Source organism: Paraburkholderia sp. 40 (assembly GCF_050434105.1).
GTDB classification, from domain to species: domain Bacteria; phylum Pseudomonadota; class Gammaproteobacteria; order Burkholderiales; family Burkholderiaceae; genus Paraburkholderia; species Paraburkholderia tuberum.
This window is the reverse complement of sequence record NZ_JBNPVY010000004.1, coordinates 561,975-585,226: the sequence shown is the minus strand read 5'-3', so window position 1 is coordinate 585,226 and position 23,252 is coordinate 561,975. Positions and strand designations below refer to the sequence as shown.

Sequence of the window (23,252 nt, the reverse complement as noted above, 5' to 3'; positions counted from 1 at the left end):
GTTCGGCCTAGTTCAGCGCTTCCATGCGCAGCTTCGTGACTTGCGAGACGACGGTCTCGAGCGCCTCGATCGACCTGATCGCGGCATTGACCTGCTTTTCGACCGTCTCGTGCGTGATCAGCAGGATGTCGGTTTCGCCCTTGCCGTTCGCGTCGACGAGCTCCGATTCCTTTTGCAGCAGCGCGTCGATCGAAATGCCGGTGTCCGCCAGAATGCGCGTGATGTCGGCGAGCACGCCGGTCACGTCGGCGACGCGCAGGCGCAGGTAGTAGCCGCTCGTGACTTCTTCGATCGGCAGGATCGGGATGTTCGACAGGCTGTCTGGCTGGAATGCCAGATGCGGCACGCGGTGCTCGGGGTCGGCCGTGTGCAGACGCGTCACGTCAACGAGATCGGCGACCACGGCGGAAGCCGTCGGCTCGGCGCCCGCGCCCTTGCCGTAGTACAACGTCGTGCCGACCGCGTCACCATGCACGACGACCGCGTTCATCGCGCCTTCCACATTCGCGAGCAGGCGCTTCTCCGGAATCAGCGTGGGGTGCACGCGCAGCTCGATGCCCTTGTCGGTGCGTCGCGTGATGCCGAGCAGCTTGATGCGGTAGCCGAGCTCCTCGGCGTATTTGATGTCGATCGCGGCGAGCTTGCTGATGCCTTCGACGTACGCGCGGTCGAACTGCACCGGCACGCCGAACGCGATCGCGCTCATGATCGTCGCTTTGTGCGCCGCGTCGACGCCCTCGATGTCGAAGGTCGGGTCGGCTTCCGCGTAGCCGAGCTCCTGCGCGGCCTTCAGCGCGGTCGCGAAATCGAGCCCACGGTCACGCATCTCCGACAGGATGTAGTTCGTCGTGCCGTTGATGATGCCCGCGATGTACTGGATGCGGTTCGCCGTCAGCCCTTCGCGCAGTGCCTTGATGATCGGAATGCCACCCGCCACCGCCGACTCGAACGCGACCATCACGCCGTTCGCGCGCGCCGCCTCGAAAATCTCCGTGCCATGCACCGCGAGCAGCGCCTTGTTGGCGGTGACCACGTGCTTGCCGTTGTTGATCGCGCGCAGCACGAGGTCGCGCGCGATGCCGGTGCCGCCGATCATTTCCGCGACGATCGCGATCGAAGGATCGTCGACGACCGCGTTGAAGTCATCGGTCAGCGCCACGCTGCCGGCTTCGCCGCCGAGCGCCGCGGTCGCCTTGGCCGGGTTGCGCACGGCAATGCGCGCAATCTCGATGCCGCGACCCGCGCGACGTTTGATTTCTTCCTGATTGCGGCGCAGTACCGTGAAGGTCCCGCTGCCTACCGTGCCGAAGCCCAGCAGTCCAACTTTGATCGGTTCCATGCAGCGTGTGTTTCTAGTAGAGGTTTGAAAAGGGTGTCGGGGGTGGCACGAGCGGCGCGCCTCACGCGCCACATCGTACGCGAGGCCGGCTCAGGCTGTGTGACGTTTGCGGTAGCCGTCGAGGAAGCGCGCGATCCGGTTGATCGAATCCGCGAGGTCGTCGACGTTCGGCAGGAACACGACACGGAAGTGATCCGGCGTCTTCCAGTTGAAGCCGGTGCCCTGCACGAGCAGCACCCGCTCTTCGAGCAGCAGGTCGAGGATGAACTGCTGGTCGTTCTGGATCGGATACACCTTCGGGTCGAGGCGCGGGAACATGTACAGCGCCGCCTCGGGCTTCACGCAGCTCACGCCGGGGATCGCCGTCAGCATGTCGTAGGCGAGCTCGCGCTGCTTGTACAGGCGCCCGCCCGGCACGATCAGGTCGTTGATGCTCTGATAGCCGCCGAGCGCGGTCTGGATCGCGTACTGGCCGGGCACGTTCGGGCACAGCCGCATCGACGCGAGGATGCCGAGCCCCTCCAGATAGTCTTTCGCGAGCCGGCGGTTTTCGCCGATCAGGCCCGAAACGGCCATCCAGCCGGCGCGATAGCCGCACGAGCGGTAGCTCTTCGACAGGCTGTTGAACGTGACGGTCAGCACGTCTTCGGACAGCGACGCCATCGACGTGTGCCTCTTGCCGTCGTAGACGATCTTGTCGTAGACCTCGTCGGCGAAGATCACGAGGCCGTGCTGGCGCGCGATCTGGATCAGGCCGAGCAGCAGTTCGTCCGAGTACAGCGCGCCGGTCGGGTTGTTCGGGTTGATCACGACCAGCGCGCGCGTGTTCGGCGTGATTTTCGCGCGGATGTCATCGAGGTCGGGCATCCAGCTATTCGACTCGTCGCAGATGTAGTGCACCGGCGTGCCGCCCGCGAGGCTCACGCCGGCGGTCCACAGCGGGTAATCGGGCGCGGGCAGCAGCACTTCGTCGCCGTCGTTGACGAGGCCCTGGAGCGCCATCACGATCAGCTCGGACGCGCCGTTGCCGATGTAGACGTCGTCCAGCTCGACGCCGTGCACGCCCTTTTGCTGCGTGTAGTGCATGATCGCCTTGCGCGCGGCGAACACGCCCTTCGAGTCGGAGTAGCCCGACGAGCTGGGCAGGTTCAGGATCATGTCCTGAATGATCTCGTCCGGCGCCTCGAAGCCGAACGGTGCCAGATTGCCGATGTTCAGCTTGATGATGCGGTGACCCTCTTCTTCGAGCCGCTTCGCATGTTCGAGGACGGGCCCGCGAATGTCGTAGCAGACATTCAACAACTTGTTGGATTTGAGAATCGGTTTCACGGCGGGCACTTCATCCTGGTTGATGGCTGGGGCAAACCTTGGGCAAACGGGGCCTGGCTGACGACGCCGGGCCGCTCGGATTCACCGCTACGGGGAATTCGGACGCGGCGGCGCCGGCGACGGCGGCCAGCCGCGAAATGGGGTCGAACTGTCGAGCGGCCGCGCTTTCCGGGTTCCGGCGTGTGGGAAAAAATGCAGCGAAAGCGGGCGATGCCAACCCAGGTAGCCGGTGGGCCACGCCGATGCGCCCAGCGCGGCTTGTGGCGGCACTTGAGCGAGGGGCGCCGCAAGGCGGCTAAAAAGTTATAATTTAGCGGATTTTGGCCGACTTCCGCAATGCACCACCCGCATCGGCAAGCCTTTTCGGCCTTCTCGTGTGTCACACGCGTCGAACCGCGCGGCCTGTGCGACGTGCAGCCAGGCCGACAACACGCATGACGTCTCACGACGACTTCGGAAAACCAATTTGAAATTACATCAGGATTCCAGCGGCGCGCTCAATACCGTTACCGGCTACGGCGCGGACTACGTCGAAATCAATCTGGTGCGTCACGCGGGCAGTATTCTCGTGCTGCCGGACGCGCCGGTCATTCCCTGGCCCGTCTCGTCATTCGAGCAGTTGAGCGCCGAGCATTTCGCGATGCTGGCCGACGCCGCGCCCGAAGTGGTCGTGTTCGGCAGCGGCGAGCGGCTGCGCTTTCCGCACCCGCGCCTGACCGCCGCGCTGACAGCGAAACGCATCGGCGTGGAAACGATGGACTTCAAGGCCGCCTGCCGCACCTACAACATTCTGATGGCCGAGGGCCGCAAGGTCGCGGCCGCGTTGCTGATCGAGGCCTGAGCGTGCCCGGCGCCGGCGCATCCCGCGCCGGCGCACCCGGCCGGCCCGGTTCTGGCCCCCCGCGTCGCGCCCGTGCGCGCGCCGTCGATAACAAGAAGGGTTGATATTTCATGAACGATACGCCGTCGAGGCTACCGCTCAACCGCACCGCGATCCTGTTGCTGGTGCTGGTTCTCGCCGTGATCTGGTTCGTGCCACTCGGCTGGCGCCATCTGCTGCCGAGCGACGAAGGCCGCTACGCCGAAATGGCGCGCGAAATGTTCGTGACCGGCGACTGGATCACGCCGCGCTACAACGCCTACAAGTACTTCGAGAAGCCGCCGCTGCAAACCTGGGCGAACGCGCTGACGTTCGCGTGGTTCGGCATCGGCGAATGGCAGGCGCGCCTCTACACCGCGCTGACGGGCTTCGCCGGCGTGCTGCTGATCGGCTTTACCGGCGCCCGCGTGTTCAACGCGGCGACCGGCGTGTTCGCGGCACTCGTGCTCGCCTGTTCGCCGTACTGGAACCTGATGGGCCACTTCAATACGCTCGACATGGGCTTGTCGCTCTGGATGGCGCTCACGCTGTGCGCGCTGCTGCTCGCCCAGCGCCCGAACCTGCGGCCCCCATGCGTGCGCGGCTGGATGTGGGTGTGCTGGGCGTCGATGGCGCTGGCGGTGCTCTCGAAGGGCCTGGTCGGGCTGATCCTGCCAGGCGCGGCGCTGGTGCTCTACACGCTGATCGCGCGCGATTGGGCGCTATGGAAGCGTCTGCATCTGGTGAGCGGGCTGATCGTTTTTTTCGCGATCGTGACGCCGTGGTTCGTCCTCGTGCAGCAGCGCAATCCGGAATTCCTGAACTTCTTCTTCGTCGTTCAGCAGTTCAAGCGCTATCTGACGCCCGAGCAGAATCGCCCCGGCGCGTTCTACTACTTCGTGCCAGTACTGCTGGTGGGCTTCCTGCCGTGGCTGTCGGTAACCGTGCAAAGCGTGCGCCACGCGTGGCGCCAGCCGCGTCAGCCGAACGGCTTCGCGCCGGTCACGCTGATGCTCACGTGGATCGTCTTCATTTTCCTGTTCTTCAGCGCGTCGCACTCGAAGCTGCTGTCCTACACGCTGCCGATCGCGCCGCCGATCGCGATGCTGATCGGCATGTATCTGCCGCTCGTCACGCGCGAGCAGCTGCGCCGGCATCTGGCGGGCTACGCGCTGTTTTTCGTGGTCGCCGCGTTCGCGGCGCTGTTCCTGCCGCGCTTCGGCACTGCGCGCAATCCAGCCGAGCTGTATGCCGAATACCGCGTGTGGGTGCTCGCCGCGCTAGCCGTCGCGTTCGTGCTCACGCTGTTCGCGCTGTGGCTGAACCGCCGCGGCCAGGGCGGCGTGGGCGCCAACGCGCGAGTCGGTCTCGGCAGCCTCGCCGCGTTCGGCGCGGGCTGGCTGCTGCTCGGCACCATCGCGGGCACCGGCCACGACGTGTTCGGGCGCCTGAGCTCCGGCGCGCCGCTCGCGCCCGCGATCAAGGCCGAGCTCGCGAAGCTGCCGCCCGACACGCCGTTCTACTCGGTCGGCGTGCTCGACCACACGCTGCCGTTCTACATCGGCCACACGATGATCATGGTCGCGCACCCGGACGAGCTCGCATTCGGCGTGTCCGTCGAGCCGCAAAAATGGGTGCCGACGGTCGACGCGTGGATCGAGCGCTGGAAGGCCGATCGCTACGCGCTCGCGCTGATCCCGCCGCCGACCTACGACCGCCTCGTGAAGCAAGGCGTGCCGATGCAGGTGATCGCGCGCGATCCGCGCCGCGTGGTGGTGATGAAGCCGCTCGCCGACGCGGCTGCTGCCGCCGCCCCGGCCGCAGCGGCGGCAGCAGCACCCGCTACCCCCGCTAATGCCGCCTCGGCAGTCGTGGAAGTGAGGCCCGCGGCATCGGCCACGCCGGCCCCCGTCTCCACGCCCGCGGCAAAGCCCTAACCCTTTCGAGAACCAGACCGTTCGATGAACCCGATTTCCCTGTTCTGCATCCTGGCCGGCGTCACGCTTAACGCCGGCGCGCAGCTGCTGCTCAAGGCCGGCACGAATGCCGTTGGACACTTCGAATTCACCCGTGCGAACATCCTGCCCATCGGCTTCAAGCTGGCAACCCAGCCGCCGATCATCGGCGGACTCGCCTGCTACGTGATCAGCGTGGCGGTGTGGATCATCGGGCTCTCGCGCGTGGACGTGTCGATCGCCTATCCGATGCTGTCACTTGGCTACGTCGTCAATGCGATCGCCGCGTGGTACCTGTTCGGCGAAGTGATGTCGGTGCAGAAGCTGGTCGGCATCGGCATCATTCTCGTCGGCGTGGTCGTGCTCGCGCGCAGCTAGGCGCGGCGCCTCGCGCAGGAGCCCGCGCGGCACACGCGCCGCCTAAGCGAGACGTAAGGTAGTCCGCGGTAAGCTGTGCGGTTGCGTTTTTTAAGCCGCGGCCTTGGGTTTGCGGGTAGTTTGTGGTTTACTTCGCGCCCATCGTACTTCGCGCCCGTCGGGCCGCGCCCCTTTCAATCGAGCGATGCATTCATGAGCCAGTCACAAGTCCCGTTTTTGCCGTTTGTCAAACCCGAGATCGACGAGGAAACGATCCAGGGCGTCGCCGACGTGCTGCGTTCCGGCTGGATCACCACCGGCCCGCAGAACCAGAAGTTCGAGGCCGCGCTGTCCGAGTTTTGCGGCGGCCGCCCGGTGCGCACCTTCAATTCCGGTACCGCGACGCTCGAAATCGGCCTGCGCATCGCCGGCGTCGGTCCCGGCGACGAAGTGATCACGACGCCGGCCACCTGGGTGTCGACCTGCAACGTGATCCTCGAAACCGGTGCGACGCCAGTGTTCGCCGACATCGACCCGATCACGCGCAACATCGATCTCGACCTGCTCGAAAAAGCGATCACGCCGCGCACCAAGGCGTTGCTGCCGGTGTTCCTGTCGGGCCTGCCGGTCGACATGGACCGTCTGTACGGGATCGCCCGCGCGCACGAGCTGCGCGTGATCGAAGACGCCGCGCAGGCATTCGGCTCCACCTGGAACGGCGAGCGCATCGGCAAGCTCGGCGACATCGTGTCGTTCAGCTTCCACGCGAACAAGAACCTGACCTCGGTCGAAGGCGGCGCGCTGGTGCTGAACAACGAGGAAGAAGCGGTGCTCGCGCAGAAGTACCGGCTGCAGGGCATCACGCGCACCGGCTTCGACGGCATGGACTGCGACGTGCTCGGCGGCAAGTACAACCTGACCGACGTCGCCGCGCGTGTCGGCCTCGGCCAGCTGCCGCATCTCGAGCGCTTCATCGCGCAGCGCAAGAAGCTCGTGCGCGCGTACTTCGCGCAACTCGAAGGCGGCGCGGCCGTTAAGCTCGGCGTCGGCCTGCCGCCCGCGGACTTCGAAAACAGCAACTGGCACATGTTCCAGATCACGCTGCCGCTCGAAAAACTGTCGATCGACCGCGCCGGCTTCATGGGCGAGCTGAAGGAGCGAGGCATCGGCTCGGGCGTGCACTACCCGGCGCTGCACCTGTTTTCCCTGTACCGCGCGCGCGGCTTCAAGGAAGGCATGTTCCCGCACGCGGAGCGCTTCGGCGCCACCACCGTCACGCTGCCACTCTTCACGCTGATGAACGAAGGCGACGTCGAGCGCGTGTGCCGCGCGGTCAACGAAATTTGCGAACACTACGGAAAATAAGCGGACATGACTTATTCGGAACATCGCGCCGTCGCACCGGAAGTGTCGATCATCATTCCGGTGTACAACGAGGAAGCCGGACTGGCCGCGCTGTTCGCGCGCCTCTATCCGGCGCTCGACGCGCTCGGCACCGGTTATGAAGTGATCTTCATCAACGACGGCAGCCGCGACAAATCCGCGGCGCTGCTCGCCGGGCAGTTCCGCGCGCGCCCCGACACCACGCGCGTGATCCTGCTGAACGGCAACTACGGCCAGCACATGGCGATTCTCGCGGGCTTCGAGCAGTCGCGCGGCGACGTCGTGATCACGCTCGACGCCGACCTGCAGAATCCGCCCGAGGAAATCGCCAAGCTCGTCGCGAAGATGCGCGAAGGTTTCGACTACGTCGGCACGATCCGTCGGCAGCGCCAGGACAGCCTGTGGCGCCGCAAGGCGTCGCGCGCGATGAATCATCTGCGCGAGCGCATCACGCGCATCAAGATGACCGACCAGGGCTGCATGCTGCGCGCCTACAGCCGCCATATCGTCGATACGATCAACCGCTGCGGCGAAATCAACACGTTCATTCCGGCGCTCGCGTACACGTTCGCGCAGAATCCGGTGGAAATCGAGGTCGCGCACGAGGAACGCTTCGCCGGTGAGTCAAAGTACTCGCTGTACTCGCTGATCCGTCTGAATTTCGACCTCGTCACCGGCTTCTCGGTGGTGCCGCTGCAATGGCTGTCGTTCATCGGCGTGATCCTGTCGCTAGGGTCCGCGGCGCTGTTCGTCCTGCTGCTGATTCGCCGTTTCATCATCGGCGCGGAAGTGCAAGGTGTGTTCACGCTGTTTGCAATCACCTTCTTCCTGCTCGGCGTGATCATCTTCGCGCTCGGCCTGCTCGGTGAATACATCGGCCGGATCTATCAGCAGGTGCGTGCGCGGCCGCGTTATCTGGTGCAGACCATTCTCGAGGAACGCGACGGCGGGGCCGTCGCCGAAGCGCCGCGTCAGACCGTCGTGCAAGGCGTGCAGCCGGTGCCGGTCGCCGACCAGGGACACCATCCATGAAGCCGCGCGCCGTCGTATTCGCGTATCACAACGTCGGCGTGCGCTGCCTGCAGGTGCTGCTCGCGCGCGGCGTCGAGGTCGCGCTCGTCGTGACCCACGAAGACAACCCGAGCGAGAACATCTGGTTCGGCAGCGTCGCATCGGTGGCAGCCGGGCACGGCATTGCCGTCGTTACGCCGGCCGATCCGAAGAGCCCCGAACTGCGCGTCGCGGTGAGCGCCGCGCGGCCGGACTTCATCTTCTCGTTCTACTACCGCCACATGTTGCCGCTCGACCTGCTCGCGATCGCCGCACGGGGCGCTTACAACATGCACGGCTCGCTGTTGCCGAAGTATCGTGGCCGCGTGCCGACCAACTGGGCGGTGCTCAACGGCGAAAGCGAAACCGGCGCAACACTGCACGAAATGGCCGCGAAGCCCGACGCCGGCGCGATCATTGCGCAAACACCGGTGCCGATCCTGCCCGACGACACCGCCGCGCAGGTCTTCGACAAGGTCACGGTCGCCGCCGAGCAAACGCTGTGGCGCGTGCTGCCGGCGCTGCTCGCGGGCGAGGCGCCGCATCTGCCGAACGATCTCGCGCATGGCAGCTACTACGGCGGGCGCAAACCGGAAGACGGCCGCATCGACTGGAATCAGTCCGCGCAACAGGTCTACAACCTGATCCGCGCGGTCGCGCCGCCGTATCCGGGCGCTTTCACCGAGCTGAACGGGCGCCGTTTCATCGTCGCGCGCGCGCGTCTGGCCGCGCCCGGCGCGCTCCGCTCGGATTTGCCCCCGGGCCTGCACGTAAGCGATAATGCCGTTTTCGCGATCTGCGGCGACGGCCGCGCGATCAACATCCACGAATTGCGGCACCAGCACGACGGCGGCGAGTCTGCCGTCAGTCCGGCGGAGTTCGCCCAGCTCATCCAATCTCATTCATGAAAAAAGTCCTGATTCTGGGTGTGAATGGCTTCATCGGCCATCACCTGTCCAAACGCATTCTCGAAACCACCGACTGGGAAGTGTTCGGGATGGACATGCAGACCGAACGTCTCGGCGACCTCGTCAATCATGAGCGGATGCACTTCTTCGAAGGCGACATCACGATCAACAAGGAATGGGTCGAATATCACGTCAAGAAGTGCGATGTGATTCTGCCGCTCGTCGCGATCGCCACGCCCGCAACGTATGTGAAGCAGCCGCTGCGCGTGTTCGAACTCGACTTTGAGGCGAACCTGCCGATCGTGCGTTCAGCCGTCAAGTACGGCAAGCATCTGGTGTTTCCGTCGACCTCCGAGGTCTACGGCATGTGCACGGACGAGCAGTTCGATCCGGAAGAATCGCAGCTGTCGTACGGCCCGATCAACAAGCCGCGCTGGATCTACGCGTGCTCGAAGCAACTGATGGACCGCGTGATCTGGGGCTACGGCATGGAAGGCCTGAACTTCACGCTGTTCCGTCCGTTCAACTGGATCGGCCCGGGCCTCGACTCGATCTACACGCCGAAGGAAGGTAGCTCGCGCGTGGTCACGCAGTTCCTCGGCCACATCGTGCGCGGCGAGAACATCAGCCTCGTCGATGGCGGCGCGCAGAAGCGCGCGTTCACGGACATCGACGACGGCATCAGCGCGCTGATGAAGATCATCGCGAACAAGAACGGCGTCGCCACCGGCAAGATCTACAACATCGGCAACCCGATCAACAACTTCTCGGTGCGTGAGCTCGCGCACAAGATGCTGGCACTCGCGGCCGAATTCCCCGAATACGCGGACTCGGCCAAGAAGGTGCAACTGGTCGAAACGTCGTCGGGCGCGTACTACGGCAACGGCTATCAGGACGTGCAGAACCGCGTGCCGAAGATCGACAATACGAAGCAGGAACTCAGCTGGGCACCCACGTCGACTTTCGACGAAGCGCTGCGCAAGATTTTCGAAGCGTATCGCGGCCACGTCGCGGAAGCCCGCGCACTCGTCGAACAGCAATAAGGGCGCGTCCTTGGCTCGCATCGTCCTGAAGATCGACGTCGACACGCTGCGCGGCACCCGCGAAGGCGTGCCGAATCTCGCGCGCATCTTCGACCGCTTCAAGGCGCGCGCCACCTTCCTGTTCAGCCTCGGGCCCGACCACACCGGTTGGGCGATGCGCCGCGTGCTGCGGCCGGGCTTTCTGAAGAAGGTGTCGCGCACGTCGGTGGTCGAGCATTACGGCGTCAGGCAGTTGATGTACGGCGTGCTGCTGCCCGGTCCGGACATCGGCGCGAAGGCCGCGGCCGAGATGCGCGCGATCCACGAAGCCGGTTTCGAGTGCGGCATCCATACGTGGGATCACGTGTACTGGCAGGACAACGTGCGCACCAAAGATCGCGCGTGGACCGTCGCGCAGATGCAGCGGAGCCACGCGCGATTCATCGAGATATTCGGCGCGCCTCCCGTCACGCACGGCGCCGCGGGCTGGCAGATGAACGGCCACGCGTTCGAGCAGATCGACGCGTGGGGCATGCGCTACGCTTCCGACGGCCGCGGCCACTCGCCATATCTGCCGGTGGTCGACGGCAGGACGCTGAAGCACGTGCAGATGCCGACCACGCTCCCGACGCTCGACGAAGTGCTCGGTGTCGACGGTGTCGATACGCACAACGTCGCCGCGTGGATGCTGAAACAAACTGAAAAAAATCCGCACGACCAGGTGTTCACGCTGCACGCGGAACTCGAAGGACAGAAACTTGCGCCGGTTTTCGAACAGTTGCTCGAAGGCTGGCGCGCCCAGGGCCACACGTTCGCGACGATGGGCGATTACTACGCCACGCTAGACCGCGACACGCTGCCATCGTACCCTGTCGCGTGGGGCGAGATTCCGGGACGCTCCGGCGAACTGATCGTCCAGCCCTGAAGGCCCGCGACGCGGGAGTCGTTAGAAGGCGCGCCGCTTGTTGCTCGCCTGTTGCCCGCCCGTCGCCCGCCTGTTGCCCGCTTCCTTGCCGGGTCTGACGATCGGACAACCGCGCGCCGACCGTATTCCCGAACAACAACAACCTCGACGACAGACCGGCCGACGCCGCGGCACCTAGCGACGCCAGCCCCAACAACCGGAGAACCTCGTGTCCATCGCAGTCGACCAACCCATCCCCGACTTCACCGCCGCCGCGACGGGCGGCGAAATCGCGCTGTCAAAGCTGCGGGGCAAGAAGGTGGTGCTGTATTTCTATCCGAAGGACAACACGCCGGGCTGCACGACCGAAGGGTTGCAGTTCCGCGATCTGTATCCGAAGTTCAAGAAAGCCGGCGCGGAAGTGATCGGCGTGTCGCGCGACAGTCTGCGTTCGCATGACAACTTCAAGGCTAAGCTCGAACTACCCTTCCCGCTGGTTTCCGACCCGGAAGAAACGCTGTGCGCCCTCTTCGCCGTCATCAAAATGAAGAAAATGTATGGCAAAGAGGTACGGGGAATCGAGCGCTCCACGTTCCTCATCGACGCCGATGGCGTGCTGCGCCAGGAGTGGCGCGGCGTTAAAGTGCCGGGCCACGTCGACGACATTCTGGAGGCTGTACAAGCGCTTTGATGCGCGTTATATTGGCCCGCAATGAGTGCCTGTCCACCCCACATTTTTCTCCGCTGCGCCAGCCCTGACGGCCGCCTGACCGGATCCACCGGTGCCGTTCGGAGCGTGAGGCGCAACGTGAGCATCATCGTCGAGCCGCTTGCCCCGAATGCCGGGGCGGCGGCTTTTTTAATTGCGCGCGACCGTTCGTTCATTGGTTCACGCGCTTCCGTCAAGGAGCCTATCGAAAACCAGGCGAACCGGCATCTCTAGACCGAATGCGCGCCTCCTCGCGCAAACTCGATGTCCCATGAGGGCATCGTCAGAATGCGACGGGCGGCGCACGATATGTGACCCGATTATTTCGAGGGAAACCATGCCTTTGCCTACTCCCCCCAGCAAGCTCGGCAATCTTTTGTCGCCTGACGAATACAAGGCCAAAGCCGTCACGCCCGCGCGCTCCACCGCGAAAAAACAGGCGCGTGAAGGGGAATCCGCAGAGTCGGCCGATTACGGCCGCGCCAATGTCGCCACACCGATGGCGCAGGCCGCCAACGCCGCCACTACGTTATGGCCCGTGCCCGCCGTCGAGTCGCCGCCCGCCGCGCAACCCGCGCCCGCGCGCGGCCGCAAGACCAGGCAGACCGCCGCGCTGTTGCAGCCGGTTCCGTCCGCGCGAGCGCAGCTCGAAGCCGACGCGGCCGAAGCGCAGCCGGTCGTCGCACGCACGCCAGCCGCGAAGCAGCGCACGGACGAAACAGCCGCCGCGCCCGCCGCAGCGAGCCCTGCGGCCACGCGCAAGAAACGTGGCACGGGCACCATGCCAGCCGAGGTGCAGAAGCTTTTCGTGCTCGACACCAACGTGCTGATGCACGATCCGAGCTGCCTGTTCCGCTTCGAGGAGCACGACGTCTATCTGCCGATGATGACGTTGGAAGAGCTCGACGACCACAAGAAGGGAATGTCGGAAGTCGCGCGTAACGCGCGTCAGGTGAGCCGCACGCTCGACGCGCTCGTCGCGAACGCGGGCGACATGGCCGACGGCATTTCGCTCGCGCGTCTGGGCAGCCGCGAGGCGTCCGGGCGGCTGTACTTCCAGACCCGGCTGACCGCGATCGAGCCGGTCGAAGGTCTGCCCGAAGGCAAGGCCGACAACCAGATCCTCGGCGTCGTGCGCGCGCTGCAGCGCGATCGCGCGGATCGCCAGGTCGTGCTGGTGTCGAAAGACATCAACATGCGCATCAAGGCGCATGCGCTCGGTCTGCCCGCCGAAGACTACTTCAACGACCAGGTGCTCGAGGACAGCGACCTGCTGTACACGGGCATCCGCACGCTGCCGCAAGACTTCTGGACCAGGCACGCGAAGGGCATGGAAAGCTGGCAGGACACAAAAACCGGCACCACGTACTACCGCGTGACGGGTCCGCTGTGCGCATCGATGCTGGTCAACGAGTTCGTTTATCTGGAGCCGCAGAACGGCGAGCCCGCGTTTCATGCGCTGGTGCGCGAACTGAACGGCAAGACCGCGCTACTGCAAACGCTGCGTGACTATGGCCACCACAAGAACAACGTGTGGGGCATCACGGCGCGCAATCGCGAGCAGAACTTCGCGCTGAACCTGCTGATGAATCCGGACATCGACTTCGTCACGCTGCTTGGCCAGGCCGGCACCGGCAAGACGCTGGTCGCACTCGCGGCGGGTCTCGCGCAGGTGCTCGACGACAAGCGCTACAACGAGATCATCGTGACGCGCGCGACGGTGCCGGTCGGCGAAGACATCGGCTTTCTGCCGGGCACCGAAGAGGAAAAGATGCAGCCGTGGATGGGTGCGTTCGACGACAACCTCGAAGTGCTGCAGAAAACCGACGACGCCGCCGGCGAATGGGGCCGCGCCGCGACCCAGGAGCTGATCCGCTCGCGCCTGAAGATCAAGAGCATGAACTTCATGCGCGGCCGCACGTTCGTCGACAAGTATCTGATCATCGACGAGGCGCAGAACCTGACGCCGAAGCAGATGAAAACGCTCGTCACGCGCGCGGGTCCGGGCACGAAGATCATCTGCCTTGGCAACATCGCGCAGATCGATACGCCTTACCTGACCGAGGGCAGTTCGGGCCTGACCTATGTGGTCGATCGCTTCAAGGGCTGGGCGCACAGCGGACACGTAACGCTCGCGCGCGGCGAGCGCTCGCGCCTCGCTGACTACGCGTCGGAGATTCTCTAGAGGTTCGCCGGTTTTTTTTCCGGCTTTTGATCGCAGGCCGCCTCCGGTTCGTTCCGGACGCGGCTTTTTTTATTGCGCCGGCGTTCCCCGCAGGCAACACTTAGCGCACAAACTTCAAGTAATTTATCAACAATTCTTGCCGCAGCCTTGTTGGGCGGCTACCATCCCGACATCGTCAGTGAGTAAATGGGCGCTTACCGCCCGTGCCGTCTTCATGCGCCGACTCGCCTTATCGCTGCTGCCCGTCCTGCTGCTCGCCGCCTGTGCCGGCGCGCCGCAGAAGACGTCGCGCGAGTTAGGCGGCAGCGTCGTCGCGAACGGCGCCTATCGCGCGCCGCCGCCCGGCTTTCCCCACTTCGTCGATCACAGCATCGGCCGCGAGGAAATCTCCATTCAGGCGATGAGTCTCGTCGGCGTGCCCTACCGGTGGGGCGGCAATACGCCCGACAGCGGCTTCGATTGCAGCGGTCTCGTGCGGTACGTCGTGCTGCGCGCGGCGTCGGTGAACCTGCCGCGCACGACGGCCGAGATGAGCGGGCGCGGCGAGTCGGTCGAACCGGACGAAATCGCGCCAGGCGATCTGATCTTTTTCAACACGACGGGGCGCGCGCATTCGCACGTCGGCATCTACGTGGGCAAGCTGCGCTTCGTCAACGCGCCATCGACGGGCGGCACCGTGCGGCTCGACTATCTGACCAATCCCTACTGGGCGAAGCGCTTCGACGGCATCCGCCGGATGGCGGGACCGGCGGCAACGCCGGCGCCGTTCGATACGCCGAGCTATCAGGCTGCGGCGCCGCGAACCGAGCGAGGTGCTGCGGTCGCGGCGACGGGCACGGCAACAACCGTGGCAGTTCCGGCTGCGTCGACCTACGCGGGCCCGACGGCGCTGTCCAGCGCGCCGTCGATGGCAACGGCCCGGCCGGTCGCGAGCGCGACGCCGGCGACCCGTGCAGGCGGCGGCACGCCCGTCGTGCAAGCCGATCAATTCGAGCCGCCGCCGTCGGGCCTCGGCGCCGCGCAGCTGCAGGCACGCTCAGCGGGCGCCGTGGCAGCGACGATGGTCCCCGCGGCTCAGACGAGTACGTATGAAAGCGGCGCTGCTTCGCCCGCTCAACCGATGCAGTCCGCGACGACCGCCCGCACCGTTGCCCAACCTTCACCCGACCCGATCGACGCCGCCGCCGATGCATTCGAACCGCCGCCACCCGCCCCCATCGCGGAACGCCAGGCCCGGCAGATGCAGCAGACCGAAGCCACTGGATCCGTGCAGCTCATGCGTGCGTCGACGGCTTCCCACGGCTTGCCCGCACCCACGCAAAGCAGCGACGACCCGATTGCCCGTTTCGCGAACGGCAACTTCTGACGCCGTGATCTGCTATCGTCATCGATATTCTTTCGACGGCGGGTAACGACCATGGAACTCGGGCTCAGAAATAAGGTGGTGCTCATCACCGGCGGCAGCAAAGGCATCGGTTTCGCGTGCGCGCGCGCCTTCGCACAGGAAGGCGCGAAGGTCGCGATCGTGTCGCGCGACCCCGCCAACCTTGCGCGCGCCTACGAACAGCTGAAACAGGAAGGATTCCACGTGCACCGCACGCGCGCCGACCTGCACGAATCGCACAGCGCCGCCGATATCGTCGAGGAAGTCAGCACCGCCGTCGGCCCGATCGACGTGCTGATCAACAGTGCCGGCGCCGCGCGCCGGTACGACCCCGAGACGCTCGATGCCGACGCATTCCGCGCGACGATGGAAGCGAAGTATTTCCCGTATATCTATCCGCAGCAGGAAGTGCTGCGCCGTATGGCCGAGCGCGCGAAAGCCAACGGCGGTGCCGAGCCGGGCACGATCGTCAATATCATCGGCATGGGCGGCAAGGTCGCGAGCGACATCCATATCGCAGGCGGCGCGGCCAACGCGGCGCTGATGCTCGCGACCGTCGGCCTCGCGCACTACTACGCGCGCTATGGCATCCGCATCAACGCGATCAATCCGGGCTCGACGCTGACCGAGCGCGTCGAGGAAGCGGTCCGGCTGGAAGCGGCGCAGCAAGGCATCGGCAATGACGAAGCGCTGGCGCGCGGGCAGGCCCGGATGCCGCTCGGGCGCTATGCAAAGCCGGAGGAAATCGCCGACGTGGCGCTGTTCCTCGCGAGCCGCCGCGCGAGCTATGTGACGGGCGCGATCATTCCGATGGATGGTGCGAACGCGCCGCTGATCTGAACGCGCCGTGCAACGCGCTTTTTAGTCGAACTACGTAGGGACACCGGTGCGATGCCATGGGCGGCATGTAGCCGAAGCCCGCGCGTGCTGTTCAGCCGAACTCAGCCGAACCCGGCAGCGCAGGCCTGCATCGCATGGTGATCACAGGAAGTGGTGGCCCAGCCACCAGGCCCCGCCGGACAGCACCGCGGAAGCCGGGATCGTCAGAATCCAGGCCCAGACGATGTTGCCGGCGACACCCCAGCGCACCGCGCTCAGCTTCTGCGTCGCGCCGACTCCGACGATCGCGCCGGTGATCGTATGCGTGGTAGAGACGGGAATGCCGAGCGCCGAGGCGGTAAAGAGCGTGATCGCTCCGCCCGCCTCCGCGCAGAAGCCGCCGACCGGCTTCAACTTCGTGATTTTCTGGCCCATCGTGCGCACGATGCGCCAGCCACCGAACAGCGTACCGAGACCCATCGACAGATAGCAGCCGCCGATCACCCACAGCGGCGGCGCGTCCGCCTTCATCGATGCGAAGCCGGTGGCGATCAGTAGCATCCAGATGATACCGATGGTTTTCTGCGCGTCGTTGCCACCGTGACCCAGGCTGTACAGGCCAGCGGAGAGCAATTGCAGACGCCTGAAGCGCCGGTCGACCTTGCTAGGCGGCGTGCGGAAGTACAGCCACGACACCAGGAGCATGAAAAACGAGCCGAGCACGAAGCCGAGCAGCGGTGAAATGAAGATGAACGCGACGGTCTTCATCAGGCCATCCCAGTTCAGCGATCCCCAGCCAGACTTCGCGAGCGCCGCACCCATGAGGCCGCCGATCAGCGCGTGCGACGAGCTGGACGGAATGCCGTAGACCCAGGTGATCACGTTCCACGCGATCGCGCCGACCAACGCGCCGAAGATCACGTAGTGATCGACGATGTCCGGGTCGATCGTGCCCTTGCCGACGGTCGTGGCCACCTTCAGGTGAAACACGAAATACGCGATGACGTTGAACGCCGCCGCGAACGCCACCGCCTGCTGTGGCTTCAGCACGCCGGTCGACACGACCGTGGCGATCGAATTCGCCGCGTCGTGAAAACCGTTCATGAAGTCGAACACCAAAGCAATGGCAACCAGGCCGGTGACGACCCAGATAGCGAGTTGTATCGATTGCATTATGCGTTTTCCAGCACGATGCCTTCGATGATGTTGGCCACATCCTCACACTTGTCCGTGATCGTTTCGAGCAGCTCGTAGATCGCCTTGAGCTTGATCAGGACCTTGACGTCGTCTTCCTCGCGGAACAGCTTCGACATCGCCGCGCGCAGCACGCGGTCGGCTTCCGATTCGAGCCGGTCGATGTCCTCGCAGGCCTTCAGGATCTGACTCGCCTGCTTCATGTCCGACAGCAGGCTGACCGCGAACTGCACGCGCTCGCAGGTCGCCGTGCAGATATGCGCGAGCTGGCTCGCCTCCGACGTGACCGCTTGCACGTCGTACAGCGAGATCGCGGTGGCGACGTCCTCCATCAGGTCGAGGATGTCGTCCATCGTCGTGATCAGCTTGTGGATCTCGTCGCGGTCGAGCGGCGTGATGAAGGTCTTGTGCAGCAGGTCGATGGCTTCGTGTGTGAGCTTGTCGGCCGCTTTCTCGGCCTTTTGTACGTTCTGCTTGTGGGTTTCGGCGTCCTGCAGATTGTCGATCAGGAGCTCGAGTTCGCGGCTTGCCGAGATGATGCACGTTGCGTGCGAATTGAAGATTTCAAAGAACTTGCCCTCGGTGGGCATGAATCGACCGAACATTGGGATCCTGGAAATGGGTCACGTTATGGCTGACATAAAACCGCCAGATTGTACCGTTCCGCCATCATTGCCGCACTCGCGACAGCGCCGTTACAACAGCCCACGGCGCCTTGCGTCACTCGCCGCCGTAGAAGTTCTGCGCGCCCGCAAAGTTGTCGAACTTCGTGTATTGGCCGTGGAAAGTGAGCCGAACGGGACCGATCGGACCGTTCCGCTGCTTGCCGATGATGATCTCCGCGGTGCCCTTGTCGGGGCTGTCCGGGTTGTACACTTCGTCGCGGTAGATGAACAGGATCACGTCGGCGTCCTGTTCGATAGCTCCCGATTCGCGCAGGTCCGACATGATTGGCCGCTTGTTGGGCCGCTGCTCGAGACCGCGGTTCAGCTGCGACAACGCGATCACCGGCACGTCGAGCTCCTTCGCGAGGCTCTTCAGCGAACGCGAGATTTCCGAGATTTCGGTCGCGCGGTTTTCGCCCGACGACGAGCCGCTCATCAGCTGCAGATAGTCGATGATGATCAGTCCGAGCTTGCCGCACTGGCGCGATAGCCGGCGCGCGCGCGAGCGCAGTTCCATCGGGTTCAGACCGCCGGTTTCGTCGATGAAGATCTGCGCCTCGCTCATTTTCTGCACCGCGTGCGTGAGCTTCGGCCAATCCTCGTCGGTCAGGCGCCCGGTTCGCATGCGATGCTGGTCGAGCCGGCCGACCGAGCCCAGCATACGCATCGTGAGCTGCGTGCCCGGCATTTCCATCGAGAACACCGCGACGGGTAGTCCGTACTCGACCGCGACGTATTCGCCGATGTTCATCGAAAACGCCGTCTTACCCATCGACGGACGGCCCGCGACGATGATCAGCTCGCCGCCGTGCATGCCCGAGGTCATACGATCCAGATCGACGAAGCCGGTCGGCGTGCCGGTCACGTCGCTCGGATTGGCCGTGTGATAGAGCGTGTCGATCCGCTCGACCACCTGAGTCAGCAGCGGCCCGATCTCGAGAAAGCCCTGGGTGCCGCGCGCGCCGTCTTCGGCGATCGAGAACACCTTCGATTCCGCTTCGTCCAGCAATTGCCGGACTTCCTTGCCTTGCGGGTTGAACGCGTCGGCGGAGATTTCATCGGCGACCGACACGAGCCGGCGCAGCACCGCGCGGTCGCGCACGATTTCCGCATAGCGGCGGATGTTGGCCGCGCTCGGCGTGTTCTGCGCGAGCGCGTTCAGGTAAGCGAGGCCGCCGACCTCTTCCGCCTTGCCCGAAGTGCCGAGCGCTTCGTAGACGGTGACCACGTCGGCCGGCCGCGTGGCCGCAATCAGCTTGCCGATGTGCTCGAAGATGATGCGGTGGTCGTAGCGGTAGAAGTCGCTTTGCGCGAGGAAGTCGGCGATGCGGTCCCAGGCCGCGTTATCGAGCAGCAGGCCGCCCAGCACCGATTGCTCGGCTTCGATCGAATGCGGCGGGACTTTCAGCGACTCGAGTTGGGGATCTTTGGACGGTGCGTTCATGGGGAGGAATTATCGGGCAATCCGGCGACGGCTGCGAGCGGAAAAAACGCAAATACGGGGATATACGAGAGATAGTCGGGCACAAAAAAGCAGGGGCCGGTTTCCCGGCCCCTGCTCTTCACCAGCAATACGCTGGCTGATCCTGCCTGATGCTTAGATGCGGTCGGCTTAGACGTGCTCGCCGATCACGGCCACCGTCACATCGACGAGAACGTCGGTGTGCAGCGAAACCTGAACCGGGTGCTCGCCAACCATCTTCAGCGGGCCTTCCGGCAGGCGCACTTGCGACTTTTCCACTGCGAAGCCTTGCTTGCCGAGCGCTTCGGCGATGTCAGCGTTAGTCACCGAGCCGAACAGACGGCCGTCGACGCCAGCCTTCTGATTGACCTGAACGGTCTGGCCTGCCAGCTTTTCGCCTTGAGCCTGAGCGGCTGCCAGCTTTTCAGCGGCGTGCTTTTCGAGTTCTGCGCGGCGCACTTCGAATTCAGCGAGGGCTTCCTTCGTTGCACGGCGAGCTTTCTTGTTCGGGATCAGGAAGTTACGTGCGTAACCGTCCTTGACCTTCACGATGTCGCCGAGGCTACCCAGATTGACGACTTTTTCCAGAAGAATGATTTGCATTCGGATGCTCCTTATCGCGTCGTCGGGTTAGGCCTTGTGCTGGTCGGTGTACGGCACCAGCGCGAGGAAACGTGCGCGCTTGATAGCCGTGTCCAGCTGGCGTTGATAATGCGACTTGGTACCCGTGAGACGTGCCGGCGTGATCTTGCCGTTCTCGCCGATGAAGTCCTTCAGCGTTTCGATGTCTTTGTAGTCGATGTACTCGACGCCAGCTGCCGTGAAACGGCAGAACTTCTTGCGCTTGAAGAGCGGGTTCTGTTGCTGACGACGCTTGTCGAATTTCTTACCAGTCGGGCGGGGCATGATTAGTCCTTTCCAATGTCCTGCAATGCTGTGATGTGAAATACCAGAGTTCGCGCGTTACGGTGCTTTTTAGCCAGAAAACCTGTGAAGAGCGTTTCGACGCCCATCTGACAGTTTTCGAGCTTACCGCTCGCTTCGCCCGCGGCGACCGCCTGCATGGTCAATTCGACCTGACGAGCAATGCCCGCCTCGACGACTTCCGTGCGGTGGTGCAACGTGCAGCTTGCAATCGGAACGCCGGCGGGGGTGTACCGCACCGGTTCGCGTTCGACGACGCTCGCCGTAAGTTGCAGCCGGTTCATGTACCTGTTTATGTCTTCGTGTACGTGAGCGGAGCGACGCTGCGTGTCTGGCAGCTTAAATAATGAGTCTTAAGCCTGCGCTTCGGTCGGCTGAGCTGCTGCCGACTTCTTGGCTTCTTCGCGCTGCACTTCCTTCATCATCGGCGACGGGCCGGTTTCGGCCTTCTTCATCTTGACGATGAGGTGACGCAGAACGGCGTCGTTGAACTTGAACGCGTGTTCCAGCTCGTCGAGCGTGGTCTGGTCGCACTCGATGTTCATGCAGACGTAGTGAGCCTTCGCGAGTTTCTCGATCATGTAGGCCAGTTGGCGACGGCCCCAGTCTTCGACGCGGTGGATCTGACCACCGTGCGACGTGATTGTGCCCTTGTAACGCTCGATCATGGCGGGCACCTGCTCGCTTTGATCGGGATGCACGATAAAGACGATTTCGTAATGACGCATTACACACTCCTTGTGCTGACTTTTGGATAGAAGCCGCCCGGGCGTCGGAACCGGTGCGGCAAGTGAGAAGCCGAAGAGTGTAACCCGAATGGGGACGGGTTGCAAGGAATTCCGCCGATTCGGCGGCGGAATCGGATGTATTTTCAAGAGCTTAGGGTGGGGGTCGCGGAAGTCGGGCCGTTCTTGCCCTCAACCCGCTTCCGTGCGCTGGCTGCCGCTCTGCAAACGCGCTCTGAGCGCCGCTTCGAGTCCCTTGAGCGCATCGGGTGCGGCGTCCGAGATCGCCCACCAGGTCATGCCCGCCGCGTCCCAGTGCGCGATCGAATAGCCGTCGTGGGCGAGCGATGCCGGCGTCGCGCCGTCGGTGCCACGCGTTGTGGACTGCGGAAACACATACACGTCGATCACGTGCTTGCCGTAGCGGTACACGAGCACCGCGACCCGCTGGTGCGCGACGTAGTCGAGCCGGCCCCCCTCCAGCGCGAAGCCGGCCGCCGCGAGGTCCTCGACCGGCGGCGAATAGTCGAGCCGACCGTTGAACCATGGCTTGACCGTGTGACGGTCGGTCGAAATTACGTCGATGTCGCGGCCGGAAACCTGCGCGCGCACATGGCTTTCGATGAGTTCGTCGGTGAATGGCGTGAATTCGGCGGGACGGCGCAGCGTCAGCGTCAGGACAGCGGTGGCCACACACAGCGCGATCACGAGCACCGCGAGACCGCCGCGCGCGACCACGCGGTTGCCGCCGCCGGCGGCATGCGGTCCGTTGAAGCCGATTAGCCGGCCGCGTGAATCGCCCGAGCGACCCGGACCGCTGAAGCCGCTGAGCCACCGGTCGAGCCACGCGGGCCGCCGCGCCCAACGCCGCTGACGCTGAGGTTCGTACGTCGCCATGTCGGTCATCCCGGCGCTAGCGCTGCCGGTAGACTCCTCCTCCGCATCTTCAGGCGCCGCCGTCGTGGCCAACACCGCAGTTCCTCCCTCGACCGCGCCGGGCAAGCCCGCCACGATCCGCGCCCGCAACGACTGCGGCGCCCGATGATACGGCGCCGCGCGCAGCGCGCCGCTCAGCGCGCGCAGGTTGTCGCTCGCGCGCCGGCAGTCGTCGCAGCTCTCGATATGCTGCTGGACCCGGCGCGCATCGGGCGCCGGCAGTTCGTGATCGGCATTCGCATCGAGGAGCGGCCGAGCTTCGTTACAGTCCATCCGGCGTCTCCTGAGCGGGGTCGGCGGCAGCGCCGGGAATGTTGAGGGGCCGGCCGTCGGCAAACGCCCGGAGTTGCGTCACTGTTGCGGTGGCGGGCACGACCGCCGATGATGCCGCGCGGCCGTCGCCGGAACTTCGCGGTGGCCGGTCGGACGGCGCGCAGGGCGTGGACGACCCCGAGGGCGCGACTGCCGCCGACTGCACGACTCGCCCGGACTGCGCCCGCTGCTCCAGCGGCGCTTCAGTCGACCCGCGCCGGTCACCCTGCCCGCCTTTGCGCCCCCCGCCAACCGACTCCCCCCCGCCTCGCTGCTGCGCCATCAACACCTCCGCCAGCTTGCGCCGCCCACGCGCGAGCCGCGACATCACCGTACCGATCGGCACATCGGCCACCACCGCGATCTCCCGATATCCCATCTCCTCGAACTCGCGCAAGATCAGCACCTCGCGATACTCGACCGGCAAACGCGCCAACGCGTCGTGTACCTGGCGTGCATCCTCGTCGCGGATCAGCAGCGTCTGCGGATCGTCGCCGCCCGCGCTCCAGCCGTCGAGGGTCGCGTCGTCCATCGTTTCGTCGAACTCGAGCATGTCGTGCGACGGCGCGCGCCGGCGCCATTCCGTGTACCAGGTGCGGCGCACGATCGCGAGCAGCCACGGCCGCGCGGAGTCGCCGCGAAACGTATCGAAGAAGCGGAACGCGCGCATGAATGCTTCCTGCACGACGTCCTCGGCATCGTTCGGATTGCCGCACAGCCAGCGCGCGAGGTTGTACGCGGCGTCGAGATGCGGCAACGCCAGCTGCTGGAAGCGGCGGCTTTTCGCTGCATCGGCATCGGCGTCTGAATCGGTCTGGACCACGTGGGCCC

Annotated in this window: 24 protein-coding genes; 13 read left to right on the top strand and 11 right to left on the bottom strand. The window is 64.7% G+C overall.

Features of this window, described 5'->3' with window-relative positions; genetic code table 11:
* Nucleotides 1-7: 7 nt before the first annotated feature.
* Together OKW28_RS24450 and OKW28_RS24445 are read right to left on the bottom strand one after the other, a co-directional pair.
* A complete protein-coding gene (locus OKW28_RS24450; protein WP_429449604.1) occupies nucleotides 8-1,339 on the bottom strand; it encodes a homoserine dehydrogenase in 1,332 nt (443 codons plus the stop codon).
* 90 nt (nucleotides 1,340-1,429) lie between these two features.
* The gene (locus OKW28_RS24445; RefSeq protein ID WP_429449603.1) at nucleotides 1,430-2,677 is read right to left on the bottom strand and encodes a pyridoxal phosphate-dependent aminotransferase; all 1,248 of its coding nucleotides are present in this window, start codon (nucleotides 2,675-2,677) and stop codon (nucleotides 1,430-1,432) included.
* Between the two features lie 457 nt (nucleotides 2,678-3,134).
* On the opposite strand from OKW28_RS24445, the gene OKW28_RS24440 reads away from it, so the two are divergent.
* The 13 genes from OKW28_RS24440 (at nucleotide 3,135) to OKW28_RS24380 (ending at nucleotide 16,224) form a co-directional block, all read left to right on the top strand.
* Nucleotides 3,135-3,509, top strand: a complete 375-nt coding sequence (locus tag OKW28_RS24440; RefSeq protein ID WP_429449601.1) for an Mth938-like domain-containing protein — start codon at nucleotides 3,135-3,137, stop codon at nucleotides 3,507-3,509.
* A gap of 110 nt (nucleotides 3,510-3,619) precedes the next feature.
* A complete protein-coding gene (locus OKW28_RS24435) occupies nucleotides 3,620-5,464 on the top strand; it encodes a glycosyltransferase family 39 protein (RefSeq protein WP_429449599.1) in 1,845 nt (614 codons plus the stop codon).
* 24 nt (nucleotides 5,465-5,488) lie between these two features.
* The gene (locus OKW28_RS24430; protein WP_013089326.1) at nucleotides 5,489-5,860 is read left to right on the top strand and encodes an SMR family transporter; all 372 of its coding nucleotides are present in this window, start codon (nucleotides 5,489-5,491) and stop codon (nucleotides 5,858-5,860) included.
* A 192-nt stretch (nucleotides 5,861-6,052) separates the two neighbouring features.
* A complete protein-coding gene (locus tag OKW28_RS24425; protein ID WP_429449597.1) occupies nucleotides 6,053-7,204 on the top strand; it encodes a DegT/DnrJ/EryC1/StrS family aminotransferase in 1,152 nt (383 codons plus the stop codon).
* Between the two features lie 6 nt (nucleotides 7,205-7,210).
* On the top strand, nucleotides 7,211-8,254 hold the full coding sequence (locus tag OKW28_RS24420) for a glycosyltransferase (RefSeq protein ID WP_429449595.1): 1,044 nt from the start codon (nucleotides 7,211-7,213) through the stop codon (nucleotides 8,252-8,254).
* A complete protein-coding gene (locus OKW28_RS24415) occupies nucleotides 8,251-9,180 on the top strand; it encodes a formyltransferase (RefSeq protein WP_429449594.1) in 930 nt (309 codons plus the stop codon). Before OKW28_RS24420 ends, OKW28_RS24415 begins: the two co-directional genes overlap by 4 nt.
* Entirely contained in the window at nucleotides 9,177-10,223 is a 1,047-nt protein-coding gene (locus tag OKW28_RS24410; protein ID WP_429449592.1) for a bifunctional UDP-4-keto-pentose/UDP-xylose synthase, read from the top strand. Before OKW28_RS24415 ends, OKW28_RS24410 begins: the two co-directional genes overlap by 4 nt.
* A 10-nt stretch (nucleotides 10,224-10,233) precedes the next feature.
* Nucleotides 10,234-11,127 (top strand): polysaccharide deacetylase family protein, encoded by an 894-nt coding sequence (locus OKW28_RS24405; protein ID WP_429449590.1) that lies wholly within the window; start codon nucleotides 10,234-10,236, stop codon nucleotides 11,125-11,127.
* A gap of 208 nt (nucleotides 11,128-11,335) precedes the next feature.
* Entirely contained in the window at nucleotides 11,336-11,797 is a 462-nt protein-coding gene (locus OKW28_RS24400) for a peroxiredoxin (protein ID WP_429449588.1), read from the top strand.
* 117 nt (nucleotides 11,798-11,914) lie between these two features.
* Entirely contained in the window at nucleotides 11,915-12,049 is a 135-nt protein-coding gene (locus OKW28_RS24395; RefSeq protein ID WP_260321379.1) for a hypothetical protein, read from the top strand.
* 103 nt (nucleotides 12,050-12,152) lie between these two features.
* Nucleotides 12,153-14,000: a PhoH family protein gene (locus OKW28_RS24390; RefSeq protein ID WP_429449586.1), complete on the top strand. Its 1,848-nt coding sequence runs from the start codon at nucleotides 12,153-12,155 to the stop codon at nucleotides 13,998-14,000.
* A gap of 214 nt (nucleotides 14,001-14,214) precedes the next feature.
* Nucleotides 14,215-15,366, top strand: coding sequence for an NlpC/P60 family protein (locus OKW28_RS24385; RefSeq protein ID WP_429449584.1), 1,152 nt, complete (start codon nucleotides 14,215-14,217; stop codon nucleotides 15,364-15,366).
* 51 nt (nucleotides 15,367-15,417) lie between these two features.
* Nucleotides 15,418-16,224, top strand: coding sequence for an SDR family oxidoreductase (locus tag OKW28_RS24380; RefSeq protein WP_429449582.1), 807 nt, complete (start codon nucleotides 15,418-15,420; stop codon nucleotides 16,222-16,224).
* Between the two features lie 141 nt (nucleotides 16,225-16,365).
* Here OKW28_RS24380 and OKW28_RS24375 read toward each other — a convergent pair whose 3' ends face one another.
* The 9 genes from OKW28_RS24375 to OKW28_RS24335 form a co-directional block, all read right to left on the bottom strand.
* Nucleotides 16,366-17,376, bottom strand: coding sequence for an inorganic phosphate transporter (locus OKW28_RS24375; protein ID WP_429449580.1), 1,011 nt, complete (start codon nucleotides 17,374-17,376; stop codon nucleotides 16,366-16,368).
* Nucleotides 17,376-18,002, bottom strand: a complete 627-nt coding sequence (locus OKW28_RS24370) for a DUF47 domain-containing protein (RefSeq protein WP_018418171.1) — start codon at nucleotides 18,000-18,002, stop codon at nucleotides 17,376-17,378. The genes OKW28_RS24375 and OKW28_RS24370 overlap by 1 nt, the downstream gene beginning before the upstream one ends.
* Nucleotides 18,003-18,117: 115 nt before the next feature.
* The gene (locus tag OKW28_RS24365) at nucleotides 18,118-19,506 is read right to left on the bottom strand and encodes a replicative DNA helicase (RefSeq protein WP_184029116.1); all 1,389 of its coding nucleotides are present in this window, start codon (nucleotides 19,504-19,506) and stop codon (nucleotides 18,118-18,120) included.
* A gap of 168 nt (nucleotides 19,507-19,674) precedes the next feature.
* Nucleotides 19,675-20,127, bottom strand: coding sequence for a 50S ribosomal protein L9 (rplI, locus tag OKW28_RS24360; protein ID WP_429449578.1), 453 nt, complete (start codon nucleotides 20,125-20,127; stop codon nucleotides 19,675-19,677).
* 27 nt (nucleotides 20,128-20,154) lie between these two features.
* The gene (gene rpsR, locus OKW28_RS24355; RefSeq protein WP_006048825.1) at nucleotides 20,155-20,430 is read right to left on the bottom strand and encodes a 30S ribosomal protein S18; all 276 of its coding nucleotides are present in this window, start codon (nucleotides 20,428-20,430) and stop codon (nucleotides 20,155-20,157) included.
* A 2-nt stretch (nucleotides 20,431-20,432) separates the two neighbouring features.
* Complete coding sequence (gene priB, locus OKW28_RS24350; protein ID WP_008922420.1) at nucleotides 20,433-20,732, bottom strand: primosomal replication protein N; 300 nt, start codon at nucleotides 20,730-20,732, stop codon at nucleotides 20,433-20,435.
* A 69-nt stretch (nucleotides 20,733-20,801) separates the two neighbouring features.
* Nucleotides 20,802-21,176 (bottom strand): 30S ribosomal protein S6, encoded by a 375-nt coding sequence (rpsF, locus tag OKW28_RS24345; protein WP_090804556.1) that lies wholly within the window; start codon nucleotides 21,174-21,176, stop codon nucleotides 20,802-20,804.
* A gap of 189 nt (nucleotides 21,177-21,365) precedes the next feature.
* Nucleotides 21,366-22,382, bottom strand: coding sequence for an anti-sigma factor family protein (locus OKW28_RS24340; protein ID WP_429449576.1), 1,017 nt, complete (start codon nucleotides 22,380-22,382; stop codon nucleotides 21,366-21,368).
* The gene (locus tag OKW28_RS24335) at nucleotides 22,372-23,244 is read right to left on the bottom strand and encodes an RNA polymerase sigma factor (protein WP_429449574.1); all 873 of its coding nucleotides are present in this window, start codon (nucleotides 23,242-23,244) and stop codon (nucleotides 22,372-22,374) included. The genes OKW28_RS24340 and OKW28_RS24335 overlap by 11 nt, the downstream gene beginning before the upstream one ends.
* Between the last annotated feature and the right edge of the window lie 8 nt (nucleotides 23,245-23,252).